This is a genomic window from Nocardia vermiculata NBRC 100427 (assembly GCF_001613265.1).
Classification (GTDB): Bacteria; Actinomycetota; Actinomycetes; order Mycobacteriales; family Mycobacteriaceae; genus Nocardia; species Nocardia vermiculata.
In genome coordinates, this window is the sequence record NZ_BDCA01000041.1 from 14988 (window position 1) to 40227 (window position 25240).

Below are 25240 nucleotides of genomic sequence, written 5' to 3' on the forward strand. Positions count from 1 at the left end.
ATGCCGGACAACGAATTCGGTTACACGCCGTGGGGGATGGGATGGGTGCGACTGGCGGAGCCGACCACCATATCGCGGCCGGAACCGCTGCTCCCCCGGGCGCGTAGCATCGCCCGCCACGGTGGCGTGCAGCTCGAGATCGAAGGGACCTCGGTCTGTGCCCGAATCCACCGGGGCGGTCGGGCCTCGGTCACCCATCTGGAATTCCAGGCGCTGCCGGCGGCGCAGGTCACCGCCATTGCCCAACACATTCCGCCAGGGTCCGTGGAGCTCGCCGATGCGACTCATACCGCGCTGTCGGCGGCCGGCCTCCTTCCGACTCCGCGACTGGCCGATTCGGACTGTTCGTGCCCGGCACGCACGGCGCGCTGCGTGCACCTGCTGGCAACCTGCTACGCCCTGGCCCGGAAGGTGGACGAGAATCCCTGGCTGAGTCTGGACCTCCAGGGCTACCGGTCCGGCGGGCAGGCGAGCACCGGCCACGACGTGTCACCTGCCCGCTGGACACCGATCGGCGCGCTCGATCCCGCCGCCTATTTCACGCCCACGAGCTGATTCAGGCGTTGGTCCCTCCGTCCACCGTGAGCGTCGTTCCGGTCACGCGGGCGCCGGCCGGGCCCGCCAAGTAGGCGACCGCCGCGGCGACGTCGGCTGCCACGCCGAAGCCGCCCAGGGCCGATGCCTGCGTCTGGCGGCCGGCGTGCGCACCGGAAGCCGGATTCATCTCGGTATCGGTGGAACCGGGCTGGACCAGGTTGACGGTGACCCCGCGCGGACCCAATTCACGCGCCAGCGCGCGGGTGAATCCGTTGAGGGCGGACTTGCTGAGGTTGTACAGCGTGAGGCCGTCGAACAGGGCGCGCTCGGACAGATTCGAACCGATGTTGACGATGCGGCCACCGCGATCCATGTACTCGAGGGCCGTCTGTGCCGCCACGAACGCGGCGCGCGCGTGGATGTGCAGGGCCTCGTCGATCTCCTCGACCGAGAACTCCGCGAAGGGCTTGGCCGGGAAGATGCCCGCGTTGTTGACCAGGATGTCGACCCCGCCGAGTTCTTCCGCGGTGCGCCGGACGGCGGCGGCGACCTGTCCGGCATCGGCGCTGTCGGCACCGATGGCGACAGCGCGCCGTCCGGTGCCACGAATGTCGGCGGCGACCGATTCCGCCGCCTGGGCCCCCGCGCGATAGGTGATCGCGATATCGGATCCCGCCGCGGCCAGCCGCCGCGCGATCGCGGCACCGATGCCACGGCTGCCACCGGTCACCAGCGCCACCGTGCCAGTCGACTCGCTCATCTGCTCTCCCATTTCTGTGTCGTTCAGTACAGAAATACTCAAGCAGTCGAACAGCCGACCGTCAAGAGATATATTTAGTGATCGACACAGAAAGAGGTTCCGATGGCCGAACGCGGACGTCCCCGGTCGTTCGATCGCGATACCGCACTGCTGCACGCGATGCGGGTGTTCTGGGAGCACGGATACGAGGGCGCCGCGATGAACGATCTGACCACCGCTATGGGGATCAACTCACCCAGCCTGTATGCCGCCTTCGGTTCCAAGGAGCAGTTGTTCCGCGACGCGGTGGAGCTCTACGGCCGCACCGAGGGCTCCTACACCCCCCGTGCGCTCCGCTGCGCGCCGACCGCTCGGGCGGCAGTCGAGGCGATGCTGCGCGACAACGCGGCCGCCTACTGCGATCCGGCAACTCCACGCGGCTGCCTGGTGGTGGTGGCGGGCAACATCTCGGGGCCACGCCACGCAGCGGTCCGTGATTTCCTGGCCGACCGTCGCCGCGAGACCATCTCGGCGGTGCGCGAACGGCTACAACAGGGTGTGCGCGACGGCGACCTCGACCACGATGTGGACACCGCCGAACTCGCCGACTTCTACACCGCTGTGCTGTTCGGCCTGTCCGTCCAGGCCGGTGACGGCGCTACCACGCAACAGCTCCGCCATTCGATCGACCGAGCGCTGCTGGCATGGCCGCAGCGGTGAGGCACCGTGCCTCGTCACATCCGGCGCAGCGCCGAAATACGTTGTGAGAGCTGATCGGCCGTGGCGAGGGCGGTGGGCGGACCTCCGCATTCGCGACGTAGCTCGCCGTGGATCACCCCGTGTGGTTTACCGGTGCGATGATGGTGCATGGCGACCAGTGAGTTCAGTTCGCGCCGGAGTTCACCCAGCCGGTCCGCAGTGGCGACACGTTCCGCAGCGGCGGCCACGGCAGGACCGGCCGGTGCCTCGGCGACCACTGCGGAACTGCGCTCCTGCACCTGGCGGGTCTGGCGGTCGCGCAGCAGGGCACGCATCTGATCCGCATCGAGCAGCCCGGGAATTCCCAGATAGTCGGCTTCTTCGTCGCTGCCGGCGAAGGTGGCGGTACCGAAGGAATCGCCGTCGTAGATCACCTGATCCAGTTCGGCATCGGCGGCCAGGGCGACGAAGGCACGTTCCTCCTCGCCCGGCTCGTCGGCCTGCTTGTTCGCCTCGATCAGCAGTTCGTCGTCGAGACCGTTCTTCTCACGATGCGGCTTACCGATGACGTGGTCGCGCTGCACCTCGAGCTGGGCGGCCAGGTCCAGCAACACCGGCACCGAGGGCAGGAAGACACTCGCGGTCTCACCGGCACGGCGGGCACGGACGAACCGGCCGATCGCCTGCGCGAAGTACAGCGGAGTGGAGGCGCTGGTCGCGTAGACACCCACAGCGAGCCGCGGAACGTCGACGCCTTCGGACACCATACGCACCGCAACCATCCACGGCTCGGTGTTGTTGCTGAATTCGCCGATACGCTGAGACGAACTCGGGTCGTCGGACAGCACCACCGCGGGCTTACTGCCCGAAATGTGCTCGAGCAGTTCCGCGTAGTCACGCGCCTTCTCCTGATCGGTCGCGATGACCAGACCGCCGGCATCGGGCATGCCGGTGGCACGCAACTGACGCAGCCGGGTATCCGCGGCGGAGAGCACCTTCGACATCCAGTCGCCTGCCGGGTCCAGAGCGGTGCGCCAGGCGCGGGCGGTCTGCTCCAGGCTCAACGGCTCCCCCAGCCGAGCCGTGTACTCCTCACCGGCGCTGTCACGCCACTGCGCTTCGCCGGAGTAGGCGAGGAACACCACGGGCCGCACGACGCCGTCGGCGAGAGCTTCGGAATAGCCGTAGGTGTAGTCGGCACTGGACCGGGGGAACCCGGATTCGTCGGGTTCGTAGTTGACGAACGGAATCTGAGAATCGTCACTGCGGAAGGGAGTACCGGTGAGTGCCAGGCGCCGGGTCGCATCGCCGAATGCTTCGGCGGTCGCCTCACCCCAGCTCTTGGCGTCACCGGCATGGTGGATCTCGTCGAGGATCACCAGGGTGCGCCGATTCTCGGTGCGCACCCGATGCTTGAACGGATGCGAGGCCACCTGCGCATAGGTGACCACCACGCCATGGAAGTCACCGGAGGTACCACCGGTGCTGTTGGAGAAATTCGAGTCCAGCGCAATACCCACCCTGGCTGCCGCGGACGACCACTGATGCTTGAGATGCTCGGTCGGCGCGACCACCGTGATCTGATCGACGGTGCGGTCGGTGAGCAACTCGGTGGCCAGCCGCAGAGCGAAGGTGGTCTTACCTGCGCCGGGCGTCGCCACCGCGAGGAAATCGCGTGGTTTCGTCGTCAGATACCTGGTGAGTGCCCTGCGCTGCCATGCTCGTAACGAACCGCCACCACCAGAAGTCACTCGACAGAGCGTAGCGACCGGCACCGACACCTAGCCAATTCGACACCGCCCGATCTCGTTCCGATCCGCCTCGGATCGCGGTTCACCTCGGTGATCACGACGCACCTGTGCGAGAGAACACGTGCGACACGGTTGGGGCCCGTTGCTGCCATCCCGGCGCCGGTGGGCAATGCTGTAGTGACCATGTGTTCCGACCGGCAGGCTTCGAACCCCGGCGCGGGTACGCCGTCGCGGCACCCGCGCCGCCGGATCGCGCAGATACTGCGGCGCCTGTGGCAGCTGATCTCGCGGGTCGCGGTGAAGTGCTGGGACGACTCGATCTTCGCGCAGTCCGCTGCTGCGGCGTTCTGGCAGACCCTGTCGCTGGCGCCCCTGCTGCTCGGGCTGCTCGGCAGTATCGGCTATGTCGGCGGACTGTTCGGTCCCGACACCGTGCACATCGTGGAGAGCAAGATCATCAGCTTCAGCCGCAACGTGTTCAGCGGCAACGTGGTCGACGAGATGATCGCCCCGACGGTGCGTGATGTGCTGCAGCGCGGACGCGGCGCGGTGGTCTCGGTAGGTTTCGTGCTGTCGCTGTGGGCCGGCTCGTCCGCGATGGCGACATTCGTGGATTCCATCGTCGCCGCGCACGGCCAGTCCGAGGCACGCCACCCTATCTGGCAGCGCATCTTCGCCCTCGGCTTGTATGTGCTGTTCCTGGTAGCCGCGGTGTTCGTGCTGCCCCTGGTGGCGCTGGGCCCGGTACTGATCGGGCGCGCACTGCCGGAAAGCTGGCGCGAACCGGGCCTGCACCTGCTGGACAACTTCTACTACCCCGGGGTCGGCCTGCTCTTGGTGGTGGGATTGACCACGCTGTACAAGCTGGCTTTGCACCGGTCGCTGCCGTGGCATCGGCTCTTCGGTGGCGCCCTGATCGCGATGGTCTTCTTCATGACCGCGAGCGAGATCCTGCGCCGTTACCTGACCTGGACCGCACGCGCCGGAATCAGCTACAGCGCCCTGGCGACCCCGATCGCATTTCTGCTGTTCACGTTCTTCCTGGCCTTCGCGGTGATCCTGGGCGCGGAATTCAACGCCACCGTGCAGGAATTCTGGCCTGCCCGCGCAACCCGGTTCGAACAGCTCAAACGGTGGTGGGAACGTCGCCGGCACGCCCGCGCCCACGAACGCTCCACCGAGACGAGCGCGCGACACGATTCGTCTTCCGACGGCCCGCAGCAGCAGGCCCCGGCATCACAGACCCCCGACACTCCTGCACAGGCCCCCGACACGCCTGCACAGCACGGACAGGGTCGCTCCGGCGGCGGATCGCTGCGGATCATCTCCTGACGTCCGGCACCGGGTGACTCCGTGCGAGGTCAGTCCTTCTTCATCTTCTCGTAGACGCGCTTGCACTCCGGGCAGACCGGCGAGCCGGGCTTGGCCGAGCGGGTGACCGGGAAGACCTCGCCGCACAGTGCCACGACATGGGTGCCCATCACGGCGCTCTCGGCGATCTTGTTCTTCTTCACGTAATGGAAGTACTTCGGTGTATCGCTGTCGGTCGACTCGTCGGTGGTCGTATCCGGGCGGATCAAGGTGTCGGTGCTCACCCCATCGATTCTGCCATCGTCGCGCCGTGGAGGTCCGCGGGTGTCGCGAAGCTCATTGGCGTTTCTCGCGAACGGAGTTCACCGACCCCGCGTCGACCCCGCGGCAGGACGGGGCAGGCGCGTGTGCATTCGATCATGCGGAGTGGAAGACTCGACGTATGCAGCGCGACCGTGACTCCTCCGATTCACCGTCCGAGTCCCGCACAGCGGGTCCCGGCCGTCCGGATTCGGAACGCGGTAGTGCCCCGGAAGGCGGCGCAACGCCCACCGGCGCAGCTTTCGAGCAGCGGCCGGCGGGATCGATGCCCATGCCCGAACGGGATCGGACGGGCTATTTTCCCGGTGAAGAGAAGCGTCCGGTGCTGATCACCGAAGCGGCGCCGTCACTGGAACAGCAACATCGCGCGCGCGTGAAGCGCTACGCGATCCTGATGGGATTCCGTATCCCGTGTCTGGTGCTGGCCGCGGTGGCCTACGGGTTGTGGGCCAATCCACTCATCTCACTCGCGATCATCGGTGTCTCGATTCCGTTGCCGTGGATCGCGGTCCTGGTCGCCAACGATCGCCCGCCCCGCCGCAAGGACGAGCCCAGTCGCTGGGACGGCCGCCGCGCGGCGAAGGCGCTGGAATCGGGACACCACCGGTCGATCGACGGCTGAGCCCCGGCCTACCCACCGGTCTCGTCGCGCGCACGCAGTGGCAGAGTTCTGCTGTGCCTGCCGACCGGACGACTTCCTCCCTGCTCACAGCTCTCGCACCCGCGCTGCGCACCGCGCTGACCCGGGTCCGCTACGACGCCGACACCGTGCTGGATGTCCTCGGCGCCGACGCGCACGCCGCGCTGGGCCGTTCGGAGCCGGTTCCGGCCCGCCGTGCCGCCCGCGACGCCGGTGAACTGGGCATCCTGGTGCGACTGCTGCTGCTCGACGATGCGCTGCCGGAGCGCGAGGTGGCCGCGGCACTGGCACCGGTGGACATCGACCAGGCGGTTGCTGCCGGCCTGCTCGAGCGCGACGGTGATCGAATCCGGGCCGCATTGGATCTGCGCCCGCTGGATCTCGGCTCGGGTACCCGCTGGGTGCTGTCGGACCTGGACGATTCGATGCGGCGACGCACGCTGAGTGCCGATCACGTCCTGGGTGTCGGGCAGGCGTCCCTGTCACTGCTGCGCGCCACCCCTACCGACCCGGTCGGATCGGTGCTGGATATGGGTACCGGATGCGGTGTGCAGGCCGTGCACGCCGCCGGATATGCGCGCACGGTGACCGGTACCGATGTCAGCCGGCGCGCGCTGTGGCTGGCCGAGGCCACCGCCGCACTCAACGAACTGGATATCGAGCTCGTGGAGGGTTCCTGGTTCGAACCGGTGGCCGGGCGGCGTTTCGACCGGGTCGTGGCCAACCCGCCGTTCGTCGTGGGGCCGGCACGCGTCGAGCACACTTATCGAGATTCCGGACTGGCGCTCGACGGCGCCAGCGAGCTGGTCGTCTCCCGGGCACCCGGTGTGCTCGCCCCGGGCGGGACCGCCGCGATGCTGGCGTCCTGGGTCCATCTCGGCGACGAGGACTGGCGTGCGCGGGTCTCGCGGTGGCTGCCCGATCACGGTGTCGACGCCTGGATCGTGCAACGCGATGTCGCCGACCCCGCGCTGTATGTCGGCACCTGGCTACGCGACGCCGGTCTGGACCCGCGCGACGGCGCGGCGCAGCAGCGTGCCGAACAGTGGCTCGCCGCCTTGGACTCCGCGGGCGTGGAGGGAATCGGATTCGGATTCGTCTATCTGCGCGCGATCGACGGCGCCACCGAACTACTCGCCGAAGATCTGACCCACGGTTTCGACGATCCACTGGGCTCGGAGGTGCCGGCCTACTTCCGCCGTTCGGCATGGTTGCGCTCGATGGCCACCGACACCGATATCGCCTGGCGTGCACGCTTCACCGTCGATCCGGCCACCGCCCTGGAACGGATATCACTGCCGGGTACCGAGGGCTGGCGCGAACAAGTGCTGCGGCTGCACCGCGGCAACGGCCCGCGGTGGCAGCACGAGGTCGACGACACCCTCGTCTCGTTGCTCGCGGGAATGCAACCCGACGGCCTGCCGTTGGAAGAGCTGGTCGAACTGTTAGCCATCGGCCACACCGGCACCCCCGCCACCCCGGAATTCCGGGCCGAGGTGCTGTCGGCGATCACCGGACTGGTGCGCCACGGCTTGATTACGCCGGACGCACCCACCGTCGTGCCCAGCGGGTTCCCTTCTTAGGAACTTCTCAGATGCTGGTTGGGGAACCTGCAGCTCAGCACGGTTTATCGGTGCGGAGTCGGGGAACTTTCCCATTGTCGGGTCCGTTGATCGGAGTGAGACACCACCGACAGGAGGCAAGTCATGACAAGCCCCGCCACCACTCGAGTGCGCGCCATCGATTCCGACCTCGACGCCCAGAGCCCCGCCGCCGACCTGGTACGTGTGTACCTGAACGGGATCGGCAAAACCGCGTTGCTCACGGCCGCCGACGAGGTCGAGTTGGCCAAGCGCATCGAGGCGGGCCTTTACGCCCAGAACCTGTTGGAGACGGGTAAGCGCCTTTCGGCGGCTCGCAAGCGTGACCTGGCCTTCCTGGTCCGCGACGGCCAAGCCGCCCGCCAGCATCTGCTCGAAGCCAACCTGCGTCTGGTCGTCTCGCTGGCCAAGCGCTACACCGGCCGCGGGATGCCGCTGCTGGATCTGATCCAGGAGGGCAACCTGGGTCTGATCCGTGCGATGGAGAAGTTCGACTACGCCAAGGGCTTCAAGTTCTCCACCTACGCCACCTGGTGGATCCGCCAGGCGATCACTCGCGGTATGGCCGATCAGAGCCGCACCATCCGGCTCCCCGTGCATCTGGTCGAACAGGTCAACAAGCTGGCCCGGATCAAGCGCGAACTGCACCAGCAGCTGGGCCGCGAGGCCAGCGACGACGAACTGGCGGCCGAATCGGGCATCCCGGTGGAGAAGATCGCCGATCTGCTCGACCACAGCCGCGACCCGGTAAGCCTGGATATGCCCGTCGGTAACGACGAGGAAGCCCCGCTGGGTGATTTCATCGAGGATTCCGAGGCCACTTCCGCCGAGAGCGCCGTCATCGCCGGGCTCATGCACCGCGACGTGCGCATCGTGCTGGCCACTCTCGACGAGCGCGAGCAGCAGGTCATCCGCCTGCGCTTCGGCCTCGACGACGGGCAGCCCCGCACCCTCGACCAGATCGGGAAACTGTTCGGTCTGTCCCGCGAACGGGTACGCCAGATCGAACGCGAAGTCATGGCCAAGCTGCGCAAGGGTGAGCGGGCCGACCGCCTGCGTTCCTACGCCAGCTAGGTCACACAGACGCTGGGCCGACCGGAATCCGGCCCAGCTCCCTCACGGTGACCGGTTTCCGGTCACCTTCGCAACGCCGGCCGACGCCGGTACGTCCCTCCCTCCAGGGCGTACCCGTCGGCCGGCGTGCGTCGGGTCTCACCCGGAATTGCGCAATGCGGTGGCGAGGCCGTTCATGGTGAGCAGGATCCCGCGTTCCACCAGTTCCGAATCGTCGCCCGCTCGTCGCCTGCGCAACAGTTGCACCTGCATCTGGTTGAGCGGTTCCAGATACGGGAAGCGGTTGCGGATGGATTCGGCCAGCGCCGGATTGTCGGCGAGCAACCGGTCGCTCCCGGTGATCGCCGCATGCACCTCGAGGGTGCGATCGAACTCCGCGCGGATCATGCCGAAAATGGTCGTGCGCACGGACTCGTCCTCGACCAGTTCCGCATAGCCGGCGGCGATCTCCATATCCGCCTTCGCCATCACCTGCGCCAGATTCGACATCACGGTCCGGAAGAACGGCCAGCGCCGATACAGCTCGCGCAGCGTGTCCCAGCGCGCCGGATCCGTTCCCGCCCATTCCTGGACGGCGCTGCCGGTGCCGTACCAGCCCGGAAGCATGACACGTGACTGACTCCACGACATCACCCACGGGATCGCTCGCAGGTCCGATACCGAGGTCGTCTGCTTCCGCGAGGCCGGCCGACTGCCCAGATTCAGGTCGGCGACCTCCGCGATGGGTGTGGAGGCACGGAAGTAGTCGACGAATCCCGGGGTTTCGTGCACCAACCGCGCGTACGCCCGCTGTGCTGCCTCCGACAGCTCCTCGAACACCTCGTAGGCGGCCTCGGCGTCCGAACCCAGACCCTCGACGTCCAGCAGTGACGACTCCAGCGTGCCCGCCACCAAGGACTCCAGATTGCGGTGCGCGGAACCGGATTCGGCATACTTCGTGGAGATCACCTCGCCCTGCTCGGTCAGGCGCAGTGCACCACGGACCGCACCGGCCGGCTGGGCCAGGATCGCGTCGTAGCTGCGTCCACCGCCGCGTCCCACCGTGCCACCGCGTCCGTGGAACAGTCGCAGCCGGATACCCGTGTGCCGGGCGGTCTCGACCAGGTCCAGTTCCGCGCGATACAACGCCCAATTCGCCGCCAGATAGCCGCCGTCCTTGTTCGAATCCGAATAGCCGAGCATCACCTCCTGCGCCATCGAGCGGGCCGCAACCAGCCGCTGGTAGACCGGAACTTCCAGTGCCGCAGCGAGAGTGGCCGCCCCGCCGCGCAGATCGTCGATCGTTTCGAACAGCGGCACCACTCCGACCGGGCACCGGGGCTCGGTGTTCGCGTCACCCGGCTCGAGAATTCCCACCTCCTTCAGCAGCAGTGCCGCCTCGAGCATGTCGCTGACCGAGGTACACATGCTGATGATGTAGTTCGGTACGGTCCCGGGACCGAACGTGTCCAGCGCTGTCCGCGCGGCGCGCAGCACCCCCAGCTCCTTCGCCGCGAGCTCGCTCAGTCGGGCGTTCGGGCCGCAGAGCGGGCGCCGGGTGCTCAGCTCGCGCGCGAGCAACTCGACTCGGTCCGCCTCGGGCAGGGTCGAGTAGTCCGGGTGCACACCCGCCCACGCGAGCAACTCGGCCACCACCTCCTCGTGCACCTCCGAGTTCTGCCGCATGTCGAGCCCCTGCAGATGGAAACCGAAAGTCTCCACGGCACCACGCAATGCTGCCAGGCGATCATCGGCGAGCAGGCCGTCGCCGGAGTTGCGCAGCGAGGTGTCGACCGTGTTCAGGTCGTCGAGCAACTCCACCGCCCCGGCATAGGCAGCGGCATCACGGACCCGTGCCCCGGGAAGTTCCGCAACCGCCGCCGTATCGGCGGCCGGACCGATCGCGGCGCGCGCAGTTGCGGCCAACCGCAGCCGGATCCCGCGCAGCGCACGCCGATACGGTTCGTCGGAACGCTGGGCGGACTCGTCCCCCGCGGCGTCGGCCAGGCGCGCGAGTTCCGGAGTGATCTCGACCAGCCGGGCAGACTGCGACAACGACTTCTCCAGGGCGACAAGCTCGTTCAGGTAGTGCCCGAATATCACCTCGGCGGCGCGCCGAGTGGCGCGTTCGACCACATCCGCGGTGACATTCGGATTTCCGTCGCGGTCGCCGCCGATCCACGACCCCGGACGCAGGATCGGGCGGGCGAGCAGATCGTGACCGGGCCACCGAGCCCGCAACGCGGAGCGCACCTCGGCGTTGATCCGTGGGATGACCTCGAGCAGGGTCAGGTCGTAGTAGCGCAACCCGACCTCGATCTCGTCGGAGATCCGCAACCGGGCCAGCCTGATCAACGCGGTGCGCCACAGCGTGAGAATCTGGCGGCGGATATCGCGATCGATCTCCGCGCCTTCGGCTTCCTCGGCACCATAACGAGCTCGGCGACGCATCAATTCGGTAATGCGAGCCTGAACGTCGAAGACGGTACGGCGCCGGGTTTCGGTGGGATGCGCGGTGATCACCGGCGACACCAGTGCATCGCCGAGCACTCGCGCCGCGGTCGCACCGTCGATCCGTGCGGCGTCGAAGGCTGCGTAGGTCGCGGCCAGGCTCGATTCCTGCGGTGGTTCGCCCGCAGCCACGTGCACTGCACGCCGGCGGTCGCGTTGCAGATCCTCGGCGAGGTTGGCCAGCAACAGGAAGTGGCTGAACGCCCGGATCAGTGGAATCGCCGATCTCGGATCGGCGTCGCGCAGCATCTCCGCGACAGCGCTGCGTTCGACCTCCGAACGCCGCACCCGGAACGCCTCGACCCGAACCCGTTCGATGAGGTCGAACAGCTCGGGTCCTTCGTGGTCGCGGATGGTTTCGCCCAGGATCGCGCCGAGAAACCGGATATCGTCCCGCAGGGGCGCCGTAGCGCTCTCGATCTGATCTTCGCGCATACGGCCAGTATCGCAGCCGAGGCGCCTCCCTCAGCCCAGCCGCCGCGGCCCGATGTCGTATCGGCTCGGCTCCGGCCCGATACGGACCCGCGCGTACAGGATCGCTGCGCTACCGGCAGAGGCCAGGACCGGCTCCACGGCCAGTTCACGTACCTCGGGCAGGTCGTCGCACAGCGCGGAAATCCGCTGCGCCAGCGCGGCCAACGCGGGTTTGTCCGCCGGTTCGCCGATGGTGCGTCCGGATCCGTCACGACCGTCGAGCAGCGGGGCGGCGCGCGGAGCCTCGATCAGCTCGACAGCTTCGGTCTCCGACAACGGCAGTGCCCGGTAGGCGCGATCGCCGAGCAGATCCAGGATGGTGCCCGACAATCCGAAGCCGATCACCGAGCCGAACGACGGATCGTCCTGCACCCGCAGGACGCACCCCACCCCCTTGGTCGCCATCTGCTGAATGTGCACGACATCGTTGCCGCTGAGTTCCGCCAGTTCGGTATAGGCACGCCGGACCGCCGTATCGCGCCACAGATCGAGCCGGACGCCACTGAAATCGGGGCGGCTGCGCCACATCTCACCGGTCGCCTTGGCCGCGACGGGATAGCCGAGCTCCGCCGCCGCGGCGGCGGCCGACTCCGCGTCGCGTGCCTCCCGGAACTCCACCACCCGGATCCCGTAGCAGGCCAGCAGTTCCACCGCCTCGAGATCGCCCAGCCACTGCCCTCCGGGACGACGTGCGGTCCACCGCTCCACCAGCTCCCGGGCCCGTCCGACGTCGAGGTCCGCCGGCCGCACCACCTTCGAAGCCGGTCGCGTGCGCCACGCCGCGTAGCGACGGACCCGGGCCAGCGCTCGCGCGGCCCGTTCCGGATCGGGATACGACGGAATCGATCCGCGCTCGACCACCCCGCCCGCACCGCGCACGGCCAGCAGATTCGGCATGCCGTGGTCGGCGACGAAGGTGGTGAGCACGGGTTTGCGCGCATCCTGGACGCCGGCTCGAATCGCCTCGGCGAAGGCCACCACCCCGGTCGGCACCGGCGGTGCGAATATGACGATCACGGCATCGACCTCGTCGGATTCCATCGCGGCCGCCACGGCGTCGCAGTAGTCGCCGGGTTCGGCCTGTGGGCCCAGGTCGGTCGGCGCACCGACCTCGAGGCCCTCACCGCGGGCCGCGTCCACCGCCAGCCACTCGAGCGCGGCACTGTTTCCGATCACCGCGAGCCGCGGGCCCTCGGGCAGCGGCTGGTAGGCGAGCAGCATCGCACAGTCGAACAGTTCGGCGATCGTATCGACCTGCACGATTCCGGCCTGTGCGAACAGGTCCCGCTCCAATGAGCGTTCCAGGCCCGTGGCCGGGGTGTTGGCAGCGTTGCGGCCACTACTGACCGCCACCACGGGTTTGGTGCGGGCGACCCGCCGGGCGATCCGGGAGAACTTACGCGGGTTACCGAAGGTCTCCAGATACAACAGGACCACATCGGTATCGGGATCGGTATCCCAGTACTGCAGCAGATCATTGCCCGAGACGTCGGCGCGGTTACCCGCCGAAACAAACGTCGACAACCCCAGTTTCCGCGCCGCGGCCTCACCGAGGATGGCCGCGCCGAGTGGACCGGACTGGCAGAAGAAGCCGATCCGACCACGCCCGGGCAGCACCGGCGCCAAGGTCGCATTCAGCGAGATCGCGGGATCGGAATTGGCGATACCGAGCGCGCTGGGGCCGACCACCCGCATGCCGTGCCGGCGTGCGGCGTCGACCAGATCACGTTCGGCCCGGAACCCGGCAGGCCCGGTTTCGGAGAAGCCGGCCGTGAGCACCACCAGCCCCTTGACGCCCTTGGCCATACAGTCGTCGAGGACGGATTTGATCTCCTCCGCGGGCACCGCGAGCACCGCCAGATCGAGCTCGCCGGGAATGTCGTGCACCGTCGGATAGGCGTGTACCCCGCGCACCGAGGACCGGTTCGGGTTCACCGGATACACCGGGCCCTGAAACACCCCGGACAGCAGATTGGCCAGCACCGCACCGCCGACCCGTCCGGCGGCCGGGGTAGCGCCGATGACGGCAATCGAGCGCGGCGCCAGCAGATTGCCGACGCTGCGCGCCTCCGAGGCCCGCTCCCGCGAATCACGCACCGACAGCAGCGCCTCGGTCGGGTCGATGGCGAACTCCAGATGCAGTACCGATCCGTCCCGGCTGCGCTGCACCTGATAGCCGGCCTCACGAAATACCGTCACCATGGTGTAGTTCTCGGCCAGGACCTCCGCGGCGAAGGTCTCGATATCGTGCTCCGCGGCGGCACCTGCCAGATGCTCCAGCAGAATCGACCCGAGCCCGCGGCCCTGATGTTCGTCGGCGACCACGAAGGCCACCTCCGCCGTACGCGGTCCCTCCCGGTCCGGGAGCAGCTCGTAGCGGCCGACCGCGATGATCACCGCCCCCAGCTCGACCACCAGACCCACCCGATTGTGGTAGTCGACGTGCGTGGTGCGGTACAGATCCTTCGGCGTCATCCGCGGGTAGGGGCCGAAATATCGCAGGTAGCGGGTCCGATCCGAGAGCGCGGCATGAAATTGCTGCAACGGTTCCGCGTCGTCCGGGGTGATCGGCCGGAGCCGGACCACGCCGCCGTCGGCCGCGAGCACATCGGCGAACCAGTGTTGCGGCGGTGGCGGCGGCTGCGCCGGTGTGCTGTCGTCCGGCGCGGGCACGGATGATTCAGTCACGAGGGTCCTCCGGGTCCAGACCCAGCAACCCGAACGTCGCACGCCGGGTTGCGAGCACCGCGGTGTCGATCGCGCGCTGAGCGCGGTCGGTATGGGCGTCTCCGGTGTCGAGGACGCCTCCCGGGCCGTCCCACGGGACGAAATCGGTATCGCCACCGTCTCCCATGGTGGCCGGCACCGGGACCGTCGGTGCGTAGGCGCCCACCAGGTCGCGCCATTCGGCGGAGGTCGACGTCGCGGGAGCGATCTCGCGGTCCAATGCGATCGCCAGCAGATGGGTCCACGCCCGCGGCACCACCCGGACCAGCCCGTATCCACCGCCACCGACCGCCAGCCAGCGCCCCTCGGCATAACGATCCGCGAGTTCGCGCATGGCCCGGAATGCCGCGCGCTGACCGTCGACGGTGAGTTCCAGGTCGGCGAGTGGGTCCTCCCGATGGCTGTCGACCCCGCATTGGCTGACCACGATCTGCGGCCGAAACGCGGCCAGGGCACCGGGAACGACCGCATGGAACCCACGCAGCCACTGGGCATCCCGGGTGCCTGGCAGGACCGGCAGATTGATGGCGGTCCCCTCGCCGGGCCCGGCGCCGATCTCCTCCGACCAGCCCGTATTGGGCCACAACGTCGCCGGGTGCTGATGCACCGACACCGTGAGCACCCGGGGGTCCCCGTAGAAGGCGCGTTGCACCCCGTCGCCGTGATGCACATCGACATCCACGTAGGCGATGCGATCGAAACCGTTGTCCAGCAGCCATGAAATGGCCACCGCCACATCGTTGTACACACAGAATCCGGAGGCCGCATCCGGCATGGCGTGGTGCATACCGCCGCCGATGCTCACCGCCCTGCGGGTTCGACCGGCCGCGATTTCCGCGGCCGCGGCGAGGGTCCCGCCGACGATCACCGATGCCGCCTCGTGCATATGCGGAAACACCGGGTTGTCCATCGAACCGAGACCGTGCGGTGGCGCGGTGAGCGGCGCCGTCCCCGCGGGGGCGGGTTCGGCGTAGCGGACCGCCTCGATATACGCGGCGGTGTGGATTCGGAGGAGGTCACCGGCGCCGGCCGGTGTCGCCGCCAGGGTTTCGATACCGTCGAGCACCCCGAGACCACGCGCCAGCGCCATCGTGAACCGGAGCCGAGCCGGCTTCATCGGGTGTTCCGGAGTCCAGGTGTAGTCCAGGAACCGGTCGCTCCACACCACAGCGGCGTCGTCTGCCATACCCGTCACGCTAGCCCACGGCCGCCTATCGCCGTGGTGTTGCTCGCACCCGTCCCGGACACGGGAAGCAGAACGCCCGCGGCGTGGTTGACATGCAGTAGAAATGCACCACGACACCGAACGCGCCTGCCGCCGGCGCGCGAACGGTCTTGCGTGCGCGTTCCGCTCGGCTACAGGCGAGCTTCGTCCGCACCGGGCGAAATATGCTGACGCCGAATGTGGAGCCGAGCGTAGGTAGAATTCGTGCCGACGAAGGGGTAACAGGTGAAGGATCTGGTCGACACCACGGAGATGTATCTCCGTACCATCTACGACCTCGAGGAGGAGGGCGTGGTTCCGCTGCGGGCGCGTATCGCCGAACGCCTCGAGCAGAGCGGCCCGACGGTGAGTCAGACGGTCGCGCGGATGGAGCGCGACGGTCTGCTGCTGGTTGCCGGTGACCGGCACCTCGAACTCACCGACAAGGGACGCGCCATGGCCGTGGCCGTGATGCGTAAGCATCGCTTGGCCGAACGGTTGCTGGTCGATGTGATCGGGCTCGACTGGCAGAACGTGCATGCCGAAGCCTGCCGGTGGGAGCATGTGATGAGCGAGGAGGTCGAGCTCCGGTTGCTCGACGTACTCAACAATCCCACCACCTCCCCCTACGGCAACCCGATCCCGGGCTTGGACGAACTCGGCGTCAACTCTTCCCAGGCCGGTGACGAGACGTTGGTCCGGCTCTGTGATCTGCCGATCGGACAGGTGTCCGCCGTGGTGGTCCGCAGGTTGTCCGAGCACATCCAATCCGATCCCGATATCATCGGCCGGCTGCGTGAAGCGGGTGTCGTGCCGGATGCGCGTGTGACGGTGGAGACCAAGCCCGGTGCGGTGATCATTTCGGTACCCGGCCACGAAGGCTACGAACTGTCCGACGAATTGGCCCACGCGGTCCAGGTGAGGTTGGCCTGACAGATGAAACTCCTGGTAACCGGCGGCGCCGGCTATGTCGGCGGCGTATGCGCGCAAGTGCTGATCGACGACGGTCACGAGGTGGTGGTCGTCGACGATCTGTCCACCGGGAACGCCGACGGCGTCCCCGCGGCAGCGACATTCGTCGAAGGCGATATCGCGACCACCGGAGTGAAGCTGATCGAATCCGAATCTTTCGACGGTGTACTGCATTTCGCGGCACAGTCGCTGGTCGGCGAGTCGGTGCAGCAGCCGGAGAAGTACTGGCAGGGCAATGTCGTCAAGACACTGGCACTGCTGGAGGCCATCCGCACCGCCGGCACCTCGCGGCTGGTGTTCTCCTCCACCGCCGCCGTCTACGGTGAGCCCGAGCAGGTCCCGATCCTGGAGACGGCACCGCCCCGGCCCACCAACCCCTACGGCGCATCGAAACTGGCCATCGATCACGCCATCACCTCCTACGCCGTCGCACACGGCCTGGGTGCGACCAGTCTGCGGTACTTCAACGTGGCCGGGGCCTACCGCGGCCTGGGTGAGAACCGGGTCGTGGAAACCCATCTGATCCCCCTGGTCCTGCAAACCGCTCTCGGACATCGGGATTCGATTTCGGTCTTCGGCACCGACTACCCGACCGCCGACGGCACCGCGGTCCGCGACTACATCCACATCCGCGATCTCGCCCGTGCCCATGTCCTGGCTCTGGCCCAGTCGCAGCCCGGGGAGCATCGCATCTTCAACCTGGGCAGCGGAACGGGTTTCTCGGTACGCGAGGTGATCTCGGCGTGTGAGCGGGTTGTCGGCCGGCCGATCCCAGCAGTGGAAGCGCCGCGCCGGGCGGGCGACCCCGCGGTACTGATCGCGTCCAGCGCGAAGGCCGCCGAGATATTGGAATGGCAGCCCGAGCACAACGATCTCGACGAGATCGTCTCCGACGCCTGGAATTTCCTTACTTCGCTCGGCGACCGCGCACACAGCGCGCGCTGAACTCCGCGGCCGGAGCGGCGCCTTCACGGCTGCCGCCCCTCGGCCGGCGGATCGCAGGGCTCGACCTCGGTGCCGAGCTCCACACCGAGCCCCGCCGCGGTATCGCGGCCACTGTATGCCAGCTTGCGTACATCGGTGGGTCGCATACCGGTGCGCAGTGCCGCGTCCAGCAGCTGCGCAATGCGATGCGACGGATCAGCGGCCAATGCGGCATCGAAGGCGATGCCTGCCAGCGGACCGTCACCGCGCGCGTACGCGCTGTAGCCGAACAACGCGGCCAGTTCGGCACGATCGGGGCCGGTCGAGCCGCGGCAGGCCCGGGCCCAGAGTGTCTCCGCGGCGGTGGCCTGCGCACCGAGGACGACCGCGAACAACGCGTCCCGCACCGTGGTGTCGCGCACCGCGACCGCCACATCGGCGAGTTCGCGCGGAGTGGCTTGCGCGCCCGCGGCGGCCGCGCTGATGCGGCGCAGCACCATAGTCAGAGACTCCCGGCTGTAGGACCGGGGATCGTCGGCGAGCAGCGCCCGACGGAACCGGCGCTGGGCAACCTCGGCGGCGGTACCGAGCGTGGCACCGACCGACGCGGTCAACTCGGCATCCGGTGCCACAGCGGCGGTCAGTTCGCTGCGGGAGTTCCGGATGGGCCGGCCGTCGAGGACCTGCGCCACCGCCACCGGCGAGGCCGCCGGATCCGACTGCCTACCGTGGCGATGCGGCGCGGGCACGCTCCACCAGTCCGCTCCACCACCGATCTCGGGCACCGCCCAGACCTCGGTGAGCAGCACGTCGCGAGCGTCCAGCGCATCGGCGAGCACCCGGGCCAGTTCGAGGTGGCGCGCCGCACGCCGCCCCGCCCGATCGGCACGCGGCGCTGTCGCTCGGTCGTCGACGATCAACACCACCACGCCCATCGCATTCTCCTGGCCGCACAGGGCCGCGAGTTGGCTCGCCAGCCGCACCCACACACCGCAGCCGGTCACATCGAGGTCGTGGCGGGCTACGGCACCCAAGTAGACCGCCCCCGGGTACCTGTCCGAACGCAGCAGCAGGCATGCGACCAACGAACGACGCGGCCGAAATCCCAGCAGGGCCGGCACCGCCGCGATGAAATCGTCCGGACCGCTCATGGTCAGCGCCGTCGGCATCCACGGGTTGTCGCCGTCCGGAAACACGCTCCCGTCCCCGCCGCGATCCGCTCCCTTGGCGACCTCGTCTCCGCCGTCCCCCGGTTCCGTCACACCACCCATTCCAGTCACGCCTCCCCTGCTGTCGACCGTTGCTTCCACCGCGCCACCGGACCGCGTACTCCCTGCCCCGATGCCGTGACTGTTCCCGTCCCGAGCAGCCGGCCCGGCGCCGCCGTCCGGACCGGCACCGGAGGCCGAACCGGTAGGGCGCACGCTGCGGCCGGCCGCCGGACCGGTAGCAGCGCAGTCCCGACCCGTAATCGGCACAGCACTACCGGAATCGACTGGTGGTACTGCGGTGCCGGCACCGGACACGGGGTCGAGGTTCTGGGCGGAGCGGTGGCGGCCGGCCTGTTCCGGAATCGACTCCGGCGGTGAGATTCCGGCGCTTCCGCGCAGAGCTGTGCCCCGGGCCGCTCGCACTCCGCAGCGCGCCCGGCACGTGCGTATCGGCATCGGTTTCCGGGTGGTTCCGCTACCGGAGCACGGGGCCGGTTCCGAGGATCGTGGTGTGGGGCGAGGTTCGGTGGGTGAGGTCATGGGCACCAGACTGACGGAAACCGAATCCATCGCACCGCTGCCGACCTGGGCGTCACCTTCGCCTCCGGACGACCGCGCGGGCTGTGGACAGCGGCCGGGACACGCGGTATCGCCGCCTTCGAATGTCGGTGCGGACTGTTACGGTTGCGCCGGGGAGAGCGCGTTCAGCGCCGGTGCACTTCCGCGACGGCCGCGGTGAACACCTGATCGAGCCCGGTGGTATCCGGTTGTGCGGGACCGAAAGTCATGGCCGTTGTCTGGATTCGCACATCACCGATCTGAGCCAGCAGAGTACGGATCGTCGGGTCGGCACCGCTACCGGCCGGACCACCGGTCGCGGTGCGGCCGAAGGCCAACGTGTCGTCGGCGTGCAGTGGTGGTGGCGGGAGCATCCGGGTAGTGATGGTCCGGTCGATCGCGCCGTGTCGCGCATGGACGGTCGCGCACCGTGACACCTGCTCGCGCACCTGCGACAGCGGCTGATCCGAGCGGGTCAGCAGCACGGTGATGGTGGATCTCGTGGTGTTGTCGGTGCCGACCTCTGCCGCCACTTCACCGGGCCCGACCGGCCGCGGGGCGCAGTCGGGCGGATCGACGCTCGCTGCCGGTGGTATCGCGGTGAGATCGGCCGCGGCGGCGGCCGCCTGGTCCCCGGACACAGTGACCACCGAATATCCGGCGGGGAATCGGTCAGGCGCCGGCAGCATCCCCGGAAGGTCCGCATCGACCTGGCGCGCGGCGATCCGGTCATGGATCGCCATGGGGTGTCCGGACACCGTCGAACCGCACGCGGCCAGCGCACAGCTCAACACCGCGTACCCGAGAATGTGGCCGATCCCGCGACGCCTGCGCGAGAGCGGCGGCTCCGGGACGCTCACAGCCCTACTATGACCGATGGCGTGGCGGCCTCACGACCGCCACGCCGTGATCCGGCAGGGAATACGCACCGCACCATCGGGGTTGTTTCCTGACGACAGAGCACGAGCGCGGCCTACCTCCGCCGGGCAGCGCGCTCGACCGCTACTCTGCGGGGGTTATATTCCCCGGTGGACCGGCGGTTTTCGGCGGATGACACCACTCGCACCGACAGGTACGCGCGCGCCCCGCGGGTACTCTGAGAGGTAGCGCGGTGGCGCATCCGAGGCGCCGGGACACCATCGAAACGACCGAGGCGGACAGGGCTTGACCAGGGAGTTTGGCAAATGAGCAGTATGTACGAGCTGGAGTTCCCCGCTCCGCAACTGTCGTCGGCCGACGGCGAGGGCCCGGTGCTGGTGCACGGCCTGGAAGGCTTCACCGACGCGGGCCACGCGGTGCGACTGGCGACCACCCATCTGCGCGAGAGCCTGGAATCCGAGCTGGTCGCTTCCTTCGATGTCGACGAACTGCTCGACTATCGCTCGCGGCGACCGCTGATGACCTTCAAGACCGACCATTTCTCCGATTATGCGGACCCGGAGCTGAACTTGTGGGCGCTGCGCGATACCGACGGCACCCCCTTCCTGCTGCTGTCGGGTATCGAACCCGACCTGCGCTGGGAGAAGTTCGTCACGGCCGTGCGGCTGCTGTCCGAGCAACTCGGAGTGCGCCGCAGCATCGGGCTGAGCGCGATTCCGATGGCGATTCCGCACACCCGCCCGCTGGGCATCACCGCGCACGCCAGCGACAGCGACCTGATCGGCGAGCATCAGCGCTGGCCCGGCGAACTGCAGGTGCCCGGTAGCGCGTCGTCGCTGCTGGAATACCGGATGGCGCAGCACGGTCACGAATCCATCGGATTCTCGGTGCACGTGCCGCACTATCTGGCGCAGACCGCGTATCCGGAAGCCGCCGAGACGCTGCTGGAGAATGTCGCCGAGAACTCCGGCCTCGAACTGCCGCTGGCAGCCCTCGGTGACGCGGCGGCGCGGGTTCGAGAGCAGGTCAACGAGCACATCGCGGGTAACGCCGAGGTCGAGACCGTGGTCCAGGCTCTGGAGCGTCAGTACGACAGTTTCGTCACCGCGCAGGAGCGGCGTTCCAGCCTGCTCGCCGGCGAGGCCGATCTGCCGACCGGCGACGAGCTCGGCGCGGAATTCGAAAGGTTCCTCGCCGAACAGAGCGACGGCGGCCAGAGCGGTTTCGGCGACTTGGGCGACGACCGGCAGGAGTGACAGGTCCGGCCCCGGTGCCGCGCGCATACACACCGGCTGCGCGCGGCGGGCCGGGCGATGCGCCGTAGCGCCGGGGGCGGCGGTAACGTGAGCGCACGTGCAGCTGTCCGAACTGATCCCCGACCGCGCCGTGCCCGATGTGGATGCCGACTGGCTGTATGAGACCTTCGCCGAATGGACCCTCTCCCAGGGGTTGACGTTGTACCCGGCGCAGGAGGAGGCGCTGCTGGAGCTGATGACCGGCGCGAATGTCATCCTGGCCACGCCTACCGGTTCCGGGAAGTCGATGGTGGCCGTCGGCGCACATTTCGCGGCGCTGAATCGCGGCGAACGCACCTACTACACCGCCCCGATCAAGGCCCTCGTCAGCGAGAAGTTCTTCGCGTTGTGCGAGGTCTTCGGTGCCGACAAGGTCGGTATGGTCACCGGTGACGCGGCGGTCAATCCGACCGCACCGATCATCTGCGCGACCGCGGAAATCCTCGCCAATCTGGCGCTGCGTGAGGGCGCCGACGCCGATGTCGGCCAGGTGGTGATGGACGAATTCCATTATTACGCCGACCCGGATCGGGGCTGGGCCTGGCAGGTGCCGCTGCTGGAGTTGCCGAACACCCAGTTCCTGCTGATGTCGGCGACATTGGGCGAGGTCGATCATTTCGCGCAGGACATGCAGCGACGGACCGGGCGCTCGACCGCGATCGTCGCGGGGACCGAACGTCCGGTGCCGCTGCTGTTCTCTTATGCGCGCACCCCTGTCACCGAGACGCTCGAAGAACTGGTGACCACCAGCCAGGCACCGGTCTACGTGGTTCACTTCACGCAAGCGGCCGCACTGGAGCGCGCACAGGCGCTCACCAGCGTCAACTTCTCCTCCAAAGCGGAGAAGGATGCCATCGCCCAAGCGCTGGGCGGGTTCCGATTCGCGACCGGCTTCGGCAAAACACTGTCGCGCCTGATCCGCCACGGCATCGGCGTGCATCACGCCGGGATGCTGCCCAAGTATCGGCGGCTGGTCGAGCGGCTGGCACAGGACGGGCTGCTCAAGGTCGTCTGTGGCACCGATACGCTGGGCGTCGGTATCAACGTTCCCATCCGCACCGTGCTGCTGACCGGGCTGACCAAGTTCGACGGGGTGCGTACGCGCCGGCTGAAGGCGCGCGAATTCCACCAGATCGCCGGGCGCGCCGGACGCGCCGGTTACGACACCGTGGGCACGGTGGTCGTGCAGGCACCCGAGCACGAGGTCGAGAATGCCCGCCTCGTGGCGAAGGCGGGCGACGATCCCAAAAAGCTGCGTAAGATCCAGCGCCGTAAACCGCCGGAAGGCTTCGTGTCCTGGTCCGAGGACACCTTCGACAAACTGGTGAACGCGCAGCCGGAGCCGATGGTGTCGCGGTTCCGGGTCACCAACTCGATGCTGCTCAATGTCATCGCTCGTCCGGGCAACTGTTTCGACGCGATGCGCCATCTGCTCGAGGACAATCACGAACCGCGTCCGGCGCAGCGTAAACACATCCTGAAGGCGATTCGGCTGTATCGCGCACTGCGGGATGCCGGCGTAGTACAACAGCTGGACGAACCGGATACGACCGGCCGGCGCGCTCGCCTCACCATGGATCTGCAACGCGATTTTGCGCTGGATCAGCCGTTGTCCCCGTTCGCACTCGCGGCGCTGGAACTGCTCGACAACTCCACCCCGACCTACACCCTGGATGTGGTGTCGATCATCGAGTCGACGCTGGAGGATCCACGGCAGCTGCTCATGGCTCAGCAGCACCGGGCGCGTGGAGCGGCTATCGCCGAGATGAAGGCCGACGGTATCGATTACGACGAACGCATGGAGCTGATCGAGGACATCACCTGGCCGCGGCCGCTGGCCGAGCTGATCGAACCGGCCTTCGAGACCTACCGTTCCGGGCACCCGTGGGTGTCGGAATTCAGTCCCTCCCCCAAGGCCGTGGTCCGCGAAATGATCGAGCGTTCCCTCACTTTCGCCGAACTCGTCTCGCAGTACGAGTTGGCACGCTCGGAGGGCCTGGTGCTGCGTTATCTGGCCGATGCCTACCGGGCGTTGCGCCGTACGGTGCCCGAATCGGCTCGCACCGAGGAACTCGAGGACATCACCGAGTGGTTGGGTGAACTTGTGCGACAGGTGGATTCGAGCCTGCTCGACGAGTGGGAACAGCTCACCAACCCGGGCGTCGAGGGCGACGACCAACAGCTGGCTTTCGGCGCGGAAACCGTCCGTCCGATCACCGCGAACGAGCGTGCGTTCCGGATCATGGTACGCAACAGCATGTTCCGTCGTGTCGATCTGGCCGCTCGGCAGCGCTGGGACGAACTCGACGAGCTCGACGACGGCCCCGACTGGAGCACGGATCTCGCATCGTATTTCGACGAGTACGAGCTGATCGGCACCGGCCCCGACGCCCGCGGTCCGGCGCTGTTCGGCGTCGAGATCGACAAGGACTTCTGGCGGGTGCGCCAGGTCCTCGACGACCCCGCCGGTGATCACGGCTGGTCGATCGACGCCGTGGTCGACCTGAGTGAATCCGATGCGGCCGGTGAGGTCGTATTCGACGAGATGGTGGTGCGCGCGGGATGACCGCGCGCAGGTCCGGTCGCTGCGGATCGGCCGGGGCGTGATCAAGACGACTATCGTTCCGGCTCGTTTTCCGCGCCTGGGCGCTGATACTGTCGCGCTCGCTGCCCGTACGGGAGGCCGACCAGAAAGAAAGAGAGTTCCATTAGATTGATCGGTACAAACGCGCCCGAGTCACCCTGTCTCGTGATCGATCTCGATCGGGTGCGCGGCAATTTCCACGCGCTCCGTGCGGCGCTGCCCACGGCGCGAATCCGTTTCGCGGTCAAGGCATCTCCGATGCCGGAGATCGTTCGTCTGCTCGATTCGCTGGGTGCCGAATTCGATGTCGCCAGCATCGGTGAGATCGAGATGTGTGTGGCACTGGGGGTTGATCCGGCGGACCTGTGTTACGGCAATCCGATCAAGAAGGCTGCCGATATCGCCGCCGCCCATCGGGCCGGTGTGCGCCGGTTCGCCTTCGATACCGAGGCCGATCTGGAACGTATCGCGCACCTGGCTCCGGGATCGGCAGTGGAATGCCGCTTCCTGGCATCGGCGCCACAGTCCCAGACCCCGTTCGGTACGAAATTCGGCTGCGCCCCGGGCGAGGCGGTTCGGCTGCTGGTGCGGGCCCGGGATCTCGGCCTGGCGGTGACCGGCCCCTACTTCCATGTGGGTTCCCAACAGCTCGACCCGGTCGCCTGGCAGATCGGCATCGAGCAGGCGGGAGCGATCACCGAAGCACTGACAGCCAAGGATATCGCGGTGTCGGCGGTGAACATCGGTGGTGGACTGCCGATTTCCTATGCCGCACCGGCTCCGCAGCTGTCCGAGCTGAGCGGCCTGATCGCCGATTCGGCAGCACGATATCTGCCCGAGCACCCCGATCTCGTGGTGGAGCCCGGTCGTGCCCTCGTGGGCAATTCCGGAGTGATCCACGCCGAGGTCGTGAACGTGCGCAACGCGCCGGACGGACGGCGCTGGGTATACCTCGACATCGGCCGCTACAACGGCATGGCCGAGACCGAGAACGAGTACATCGCCTACCGGATCGAGACCGATCGAGACGGTGACCCTGCCGACGAGGCGGTGATCGCGGGCCCGACCTGCGACGGCGACGATGTGCTGTATCAACGCACGCGAGTCCTGCTGCCGACCACGCTGCGGGCCGGTGATCGAGTCCGGATCCTCGATACCGGCGCTTATACGGCGAGCTATTCGTCGGTGTCCTTCAACGGTTTTCCGCCTTTGACTGTGCATGTCATCGGCGCTGAGCGAGAGTGAGTTT

The 25240-nt window shown here is 67.8% G+C and carries 19 protein-coding genes; 11 read left to right on the top strand and 8 right to left on the bottom strand.

Annotated elements, in window-relative coordinates:
• Positions 1-555 carry a hypothetical protein gene (locus NV2_RS28240; protein WP_067881150.1) on the top strand — a complete coding sequence of 185 codons (555 nt, stop codon included), beginning with the start codon at positions 1-3 and terminating at the stop codon, positions 553-555.
• A gap of 1 nt (position 556) precedes the next feature.
• Here the strand turns inward: NV2_RS28240 and NV2_RS28245 are convergent, their stop codons facing one another.
• The gene (locus NV2_RS28245; protein ID WP_067881247.1) at positions 557-1297 is read right to left on the bottom strand and encodes an SDR family NAD(P)-dependent oxidoreductase; all 741 of its coding nucleotides are present in this window, start codon (positions 1295-1297) and stop codon (positions 557-559) included.
• Between the two features lie 102 nt (positions 1298-1399).
• Here NV2_RS28245 and NV2_RS28250 point away from each other — a divergent pair, with 102 nt between their 5' ends.
• Positions 1400-1996, top strand: coding sequence for a TetR/AcrR family transcriptional regulator (locus NV2_RS28250; protein ID WP_067881153.1), 597 nt, complete (start codon positions 1400-1402; stop codon positions 1994-1996).
• Between the two features lie 14 nt (positions 1997-2010).
• Here NV2_RS28250 and NV2_RS28255 read toward each other — a convergent pair whose 3' ends face one another.
• On the bottom strand, positions 2011-3726 hold the full coding sequence (locus NV2_RS28255) for a DEAD/DEAH box helicase (protein WP_245662814.1): 1716 nt from the start codon (positions 3724-3726) through the stop codon (positions 2011-2013).
• A 183-nt stretch (positions 3727-3909) separates the two neighbouring features.
• On the opposite strand from NV2_RS28255, the gene NV2_RS28260 reads away from it, so the two are divergent.
• Positions 3910-5058, top strand: a complete 1149-nt coding sequence (locus tag NV2_RS28260) for a YihY/virulence factor BrkB family protein (protein WP_084475637.1) — start codon at positions 3910-3912, stop codon at positions 5056-5058.
• A 29-nt stretch (positions 5059-5087) separates the two neighbouring features.
• Here NV2_RS28260 and NV2_RS28265 read toward each other — a convergent pair whose 3' ends face one another.
• Positions 5088-5321, bottom strand: a complete 234-nt coding sequence (locus NV2_RS28265; RefSeq protein ID WP_067881156.1) for a DUF3039 domain-containing protein — start codon at positions 5319-5321, stop codon at positions 5088-5090.
• Positions 5322-5629: 308 nt separating this feature from the next.
• On the opposite strand from NV2_RS28265, the gene NV2_RS28270 reads away from it, so the two are divergent.
• The 3 genes from NV2_RS28270 to NV2_RS28280 all read left to right on the top strand — a co-directional run bounded on the left by NV2_RS28270 (position 5630) and on the right by NV2_RS28280 (position 8673).
• Positions 5630-5980, top strand: a complete 351-nt coding sequence (locus NV2_RS28270) for a DUF3099 domain-containing protein (protein WP_084475639.1) — start codon at positions 5630-5632, stop codon at positions 5978-5980.
• Positions 5981-6033: 53 nt separating this feature from the next.
• Positions 6034-7581, top strand: coding sequence for a DUF7782 domain-containing protein (locus NV2_RS28275; protein WP_067881162.1), 1548 nt, complete (start codon positions 6034-6036; stop codon positions 7579-7581).
• A gap of 123 nt (positions 7582-7704) precedes the next feature.
• The gene (locus NV2_RS28280; RefSeq protein ID WP_067881165.1) at positions 7705-8673 is read left to right on the top strand and encodes a sigma-70 family RNA polymerase sigma factor; all 969 of its coding nucleotides are present in this window, start codon (positions 7705-7707) and stop codon (positions 8671-8673) included.
• Positions 8674-8811: 138 nt separating this feature from the next.
• Here the strand turns inward: NV2_RS28280 and ppc are convergent, their stop codons facing one another.
• The 3 genes from ppc to NV2_RS28295 are packed head-to-tail and all read right to left on the bottom strand — an operon-like array spanning position 8812 to position 15550.
• The gene (gene ppc, locus NV2_RS28285; protein ID WP_067881168.1) at positions 8812-11598 is read right to left on the bottom strand and encodes a phosphoenolpyruvate carboxylase; all 2787 of its coding nucleotides are present in this window, start codon (positions 11596-11598) and stop codon (positions 8812-8814) included.
• Positions 11599-11628: 30 nt separating this feature from the next.
• Positions 11629-14325, bottom strand: coding sequence for a bifunctional acetate--CoA ligase family protein/GNAT family N-acetyltransferase (locus NV2_RS28290; RefSeq protein ID WP_067881171.1), 2697 nt, complete (start codon positions 14323-14325; stop codon positions 11629-11631).
• Positions 14318-15550: an acetoin utilization protein AcuC gene (locus NV2_RS28295; protein ID WP_067881174.1), complete on the bottom strand. Its 1233-nt coding sequence runs from the start codon at positions 15548-15550 to the stop codon at positions 14318-14320. Before NV2_RS28295 ends, NV2_RS28290 begins: the two co-directional genes overlap by 8 nt.
• Before the next feature lie 264 nt (positions 15551-15814).
• Between NV2_RS28295 and NV2_RS28300 the strand changes: the two genes are divergently transcribed.
• Entirely contained in the window at positions 15815-16501 is a 687-nt protein-coding gene (locus NV2_RS28300) for an iron-dependent transcriptional repressor DtxR (protein WP_067881177.1), read from the top strand.
• A 3-nt stretch (positions 16502-16504) separates the two neighbouring features.
• Positions 16505-17485, top strand: coding sequence for a UDP-glucose 4-epimerase GalE (galE, locus tag NV2_RS28305; protein ID WP_067881180.1), 981 nt, complete (start codon positions 16505-16507; stop codon positions 17483-17485).
• 23 nt (positions 17486-17508) lie between these two features.
• Here galE and NV2_RS28310 read toward each other — a convergent pair whose 3' ends face one another.
• Together NV2_RS28310 and NV2_RS28320 are read right to left on the bottom strand one after the other, a co-directional pair.
• Positions 17509-18726 (bottom strand): DUF4192 domain-containing protein, encoded by a 1218-nt coding sequence (locus tag NV2_RS28310; RefSeq protein WP_168436175.1) that lies wholly within the window; start codon positions 18724-18726, stop codon positions 17509-17511.
• Positions 18727-19379: 653 nt separating this feature from the next.
• Positions 19380-20093 (bottom strand): DUF5642 family protein, encoded by a 714-nt coding sequence (locus tag NV2_RS28320; protein WP_157103132.1) that lies wholly within the window; start codon positions 20091-20093, stop codon positions 19380-19382.
• A gap of 324 nt (positions 20094-20417) precedes the next feature.
• Between NV2_RS28320 and NV2_RS28325 the strand changes: the two genes are divergently transcribed.
• The 3 genes from NV2_RS28325 (at position 20418) to NV2_RS28335 (ending at position 25236) form a co-directional block, all read left to right on the top strand.
• The gene (locus tag NV2_RS28325; protein ID WP_067881200.1) at positions 20418-21368 is read left to right on the top strand and encodes a PAC2 family protein; all 951 of its coding nucleotides are present in this window, start codon (positions 20418-20420) and stop codon (positions 21366-21368) included.
• Positions 21369-21465: 97 nt separating this feature from the next.
• A complete protein-coding gene (locus NV2_RS28330) occupies positions 21466-23973 on the top strand; it encodes a DEAD/DEAH box helicase (RefSeq protein WP_067881203.1) in 2508 nt (835 codons plus the stop codon).
• Positions 23974-24156: 183 nt separating this feature from the next.
• A complete protein-coding gene (locus NV2_RS28335; protein ID WP_245662815.1) occupies positions 24157-25236 on the top strand; it encodes a type III PLP-dependent enzyme in 1080 nt (359 codons plus the stop codon).
• Positions 25237-25240 lie beyond the last annotated feature (4 nt).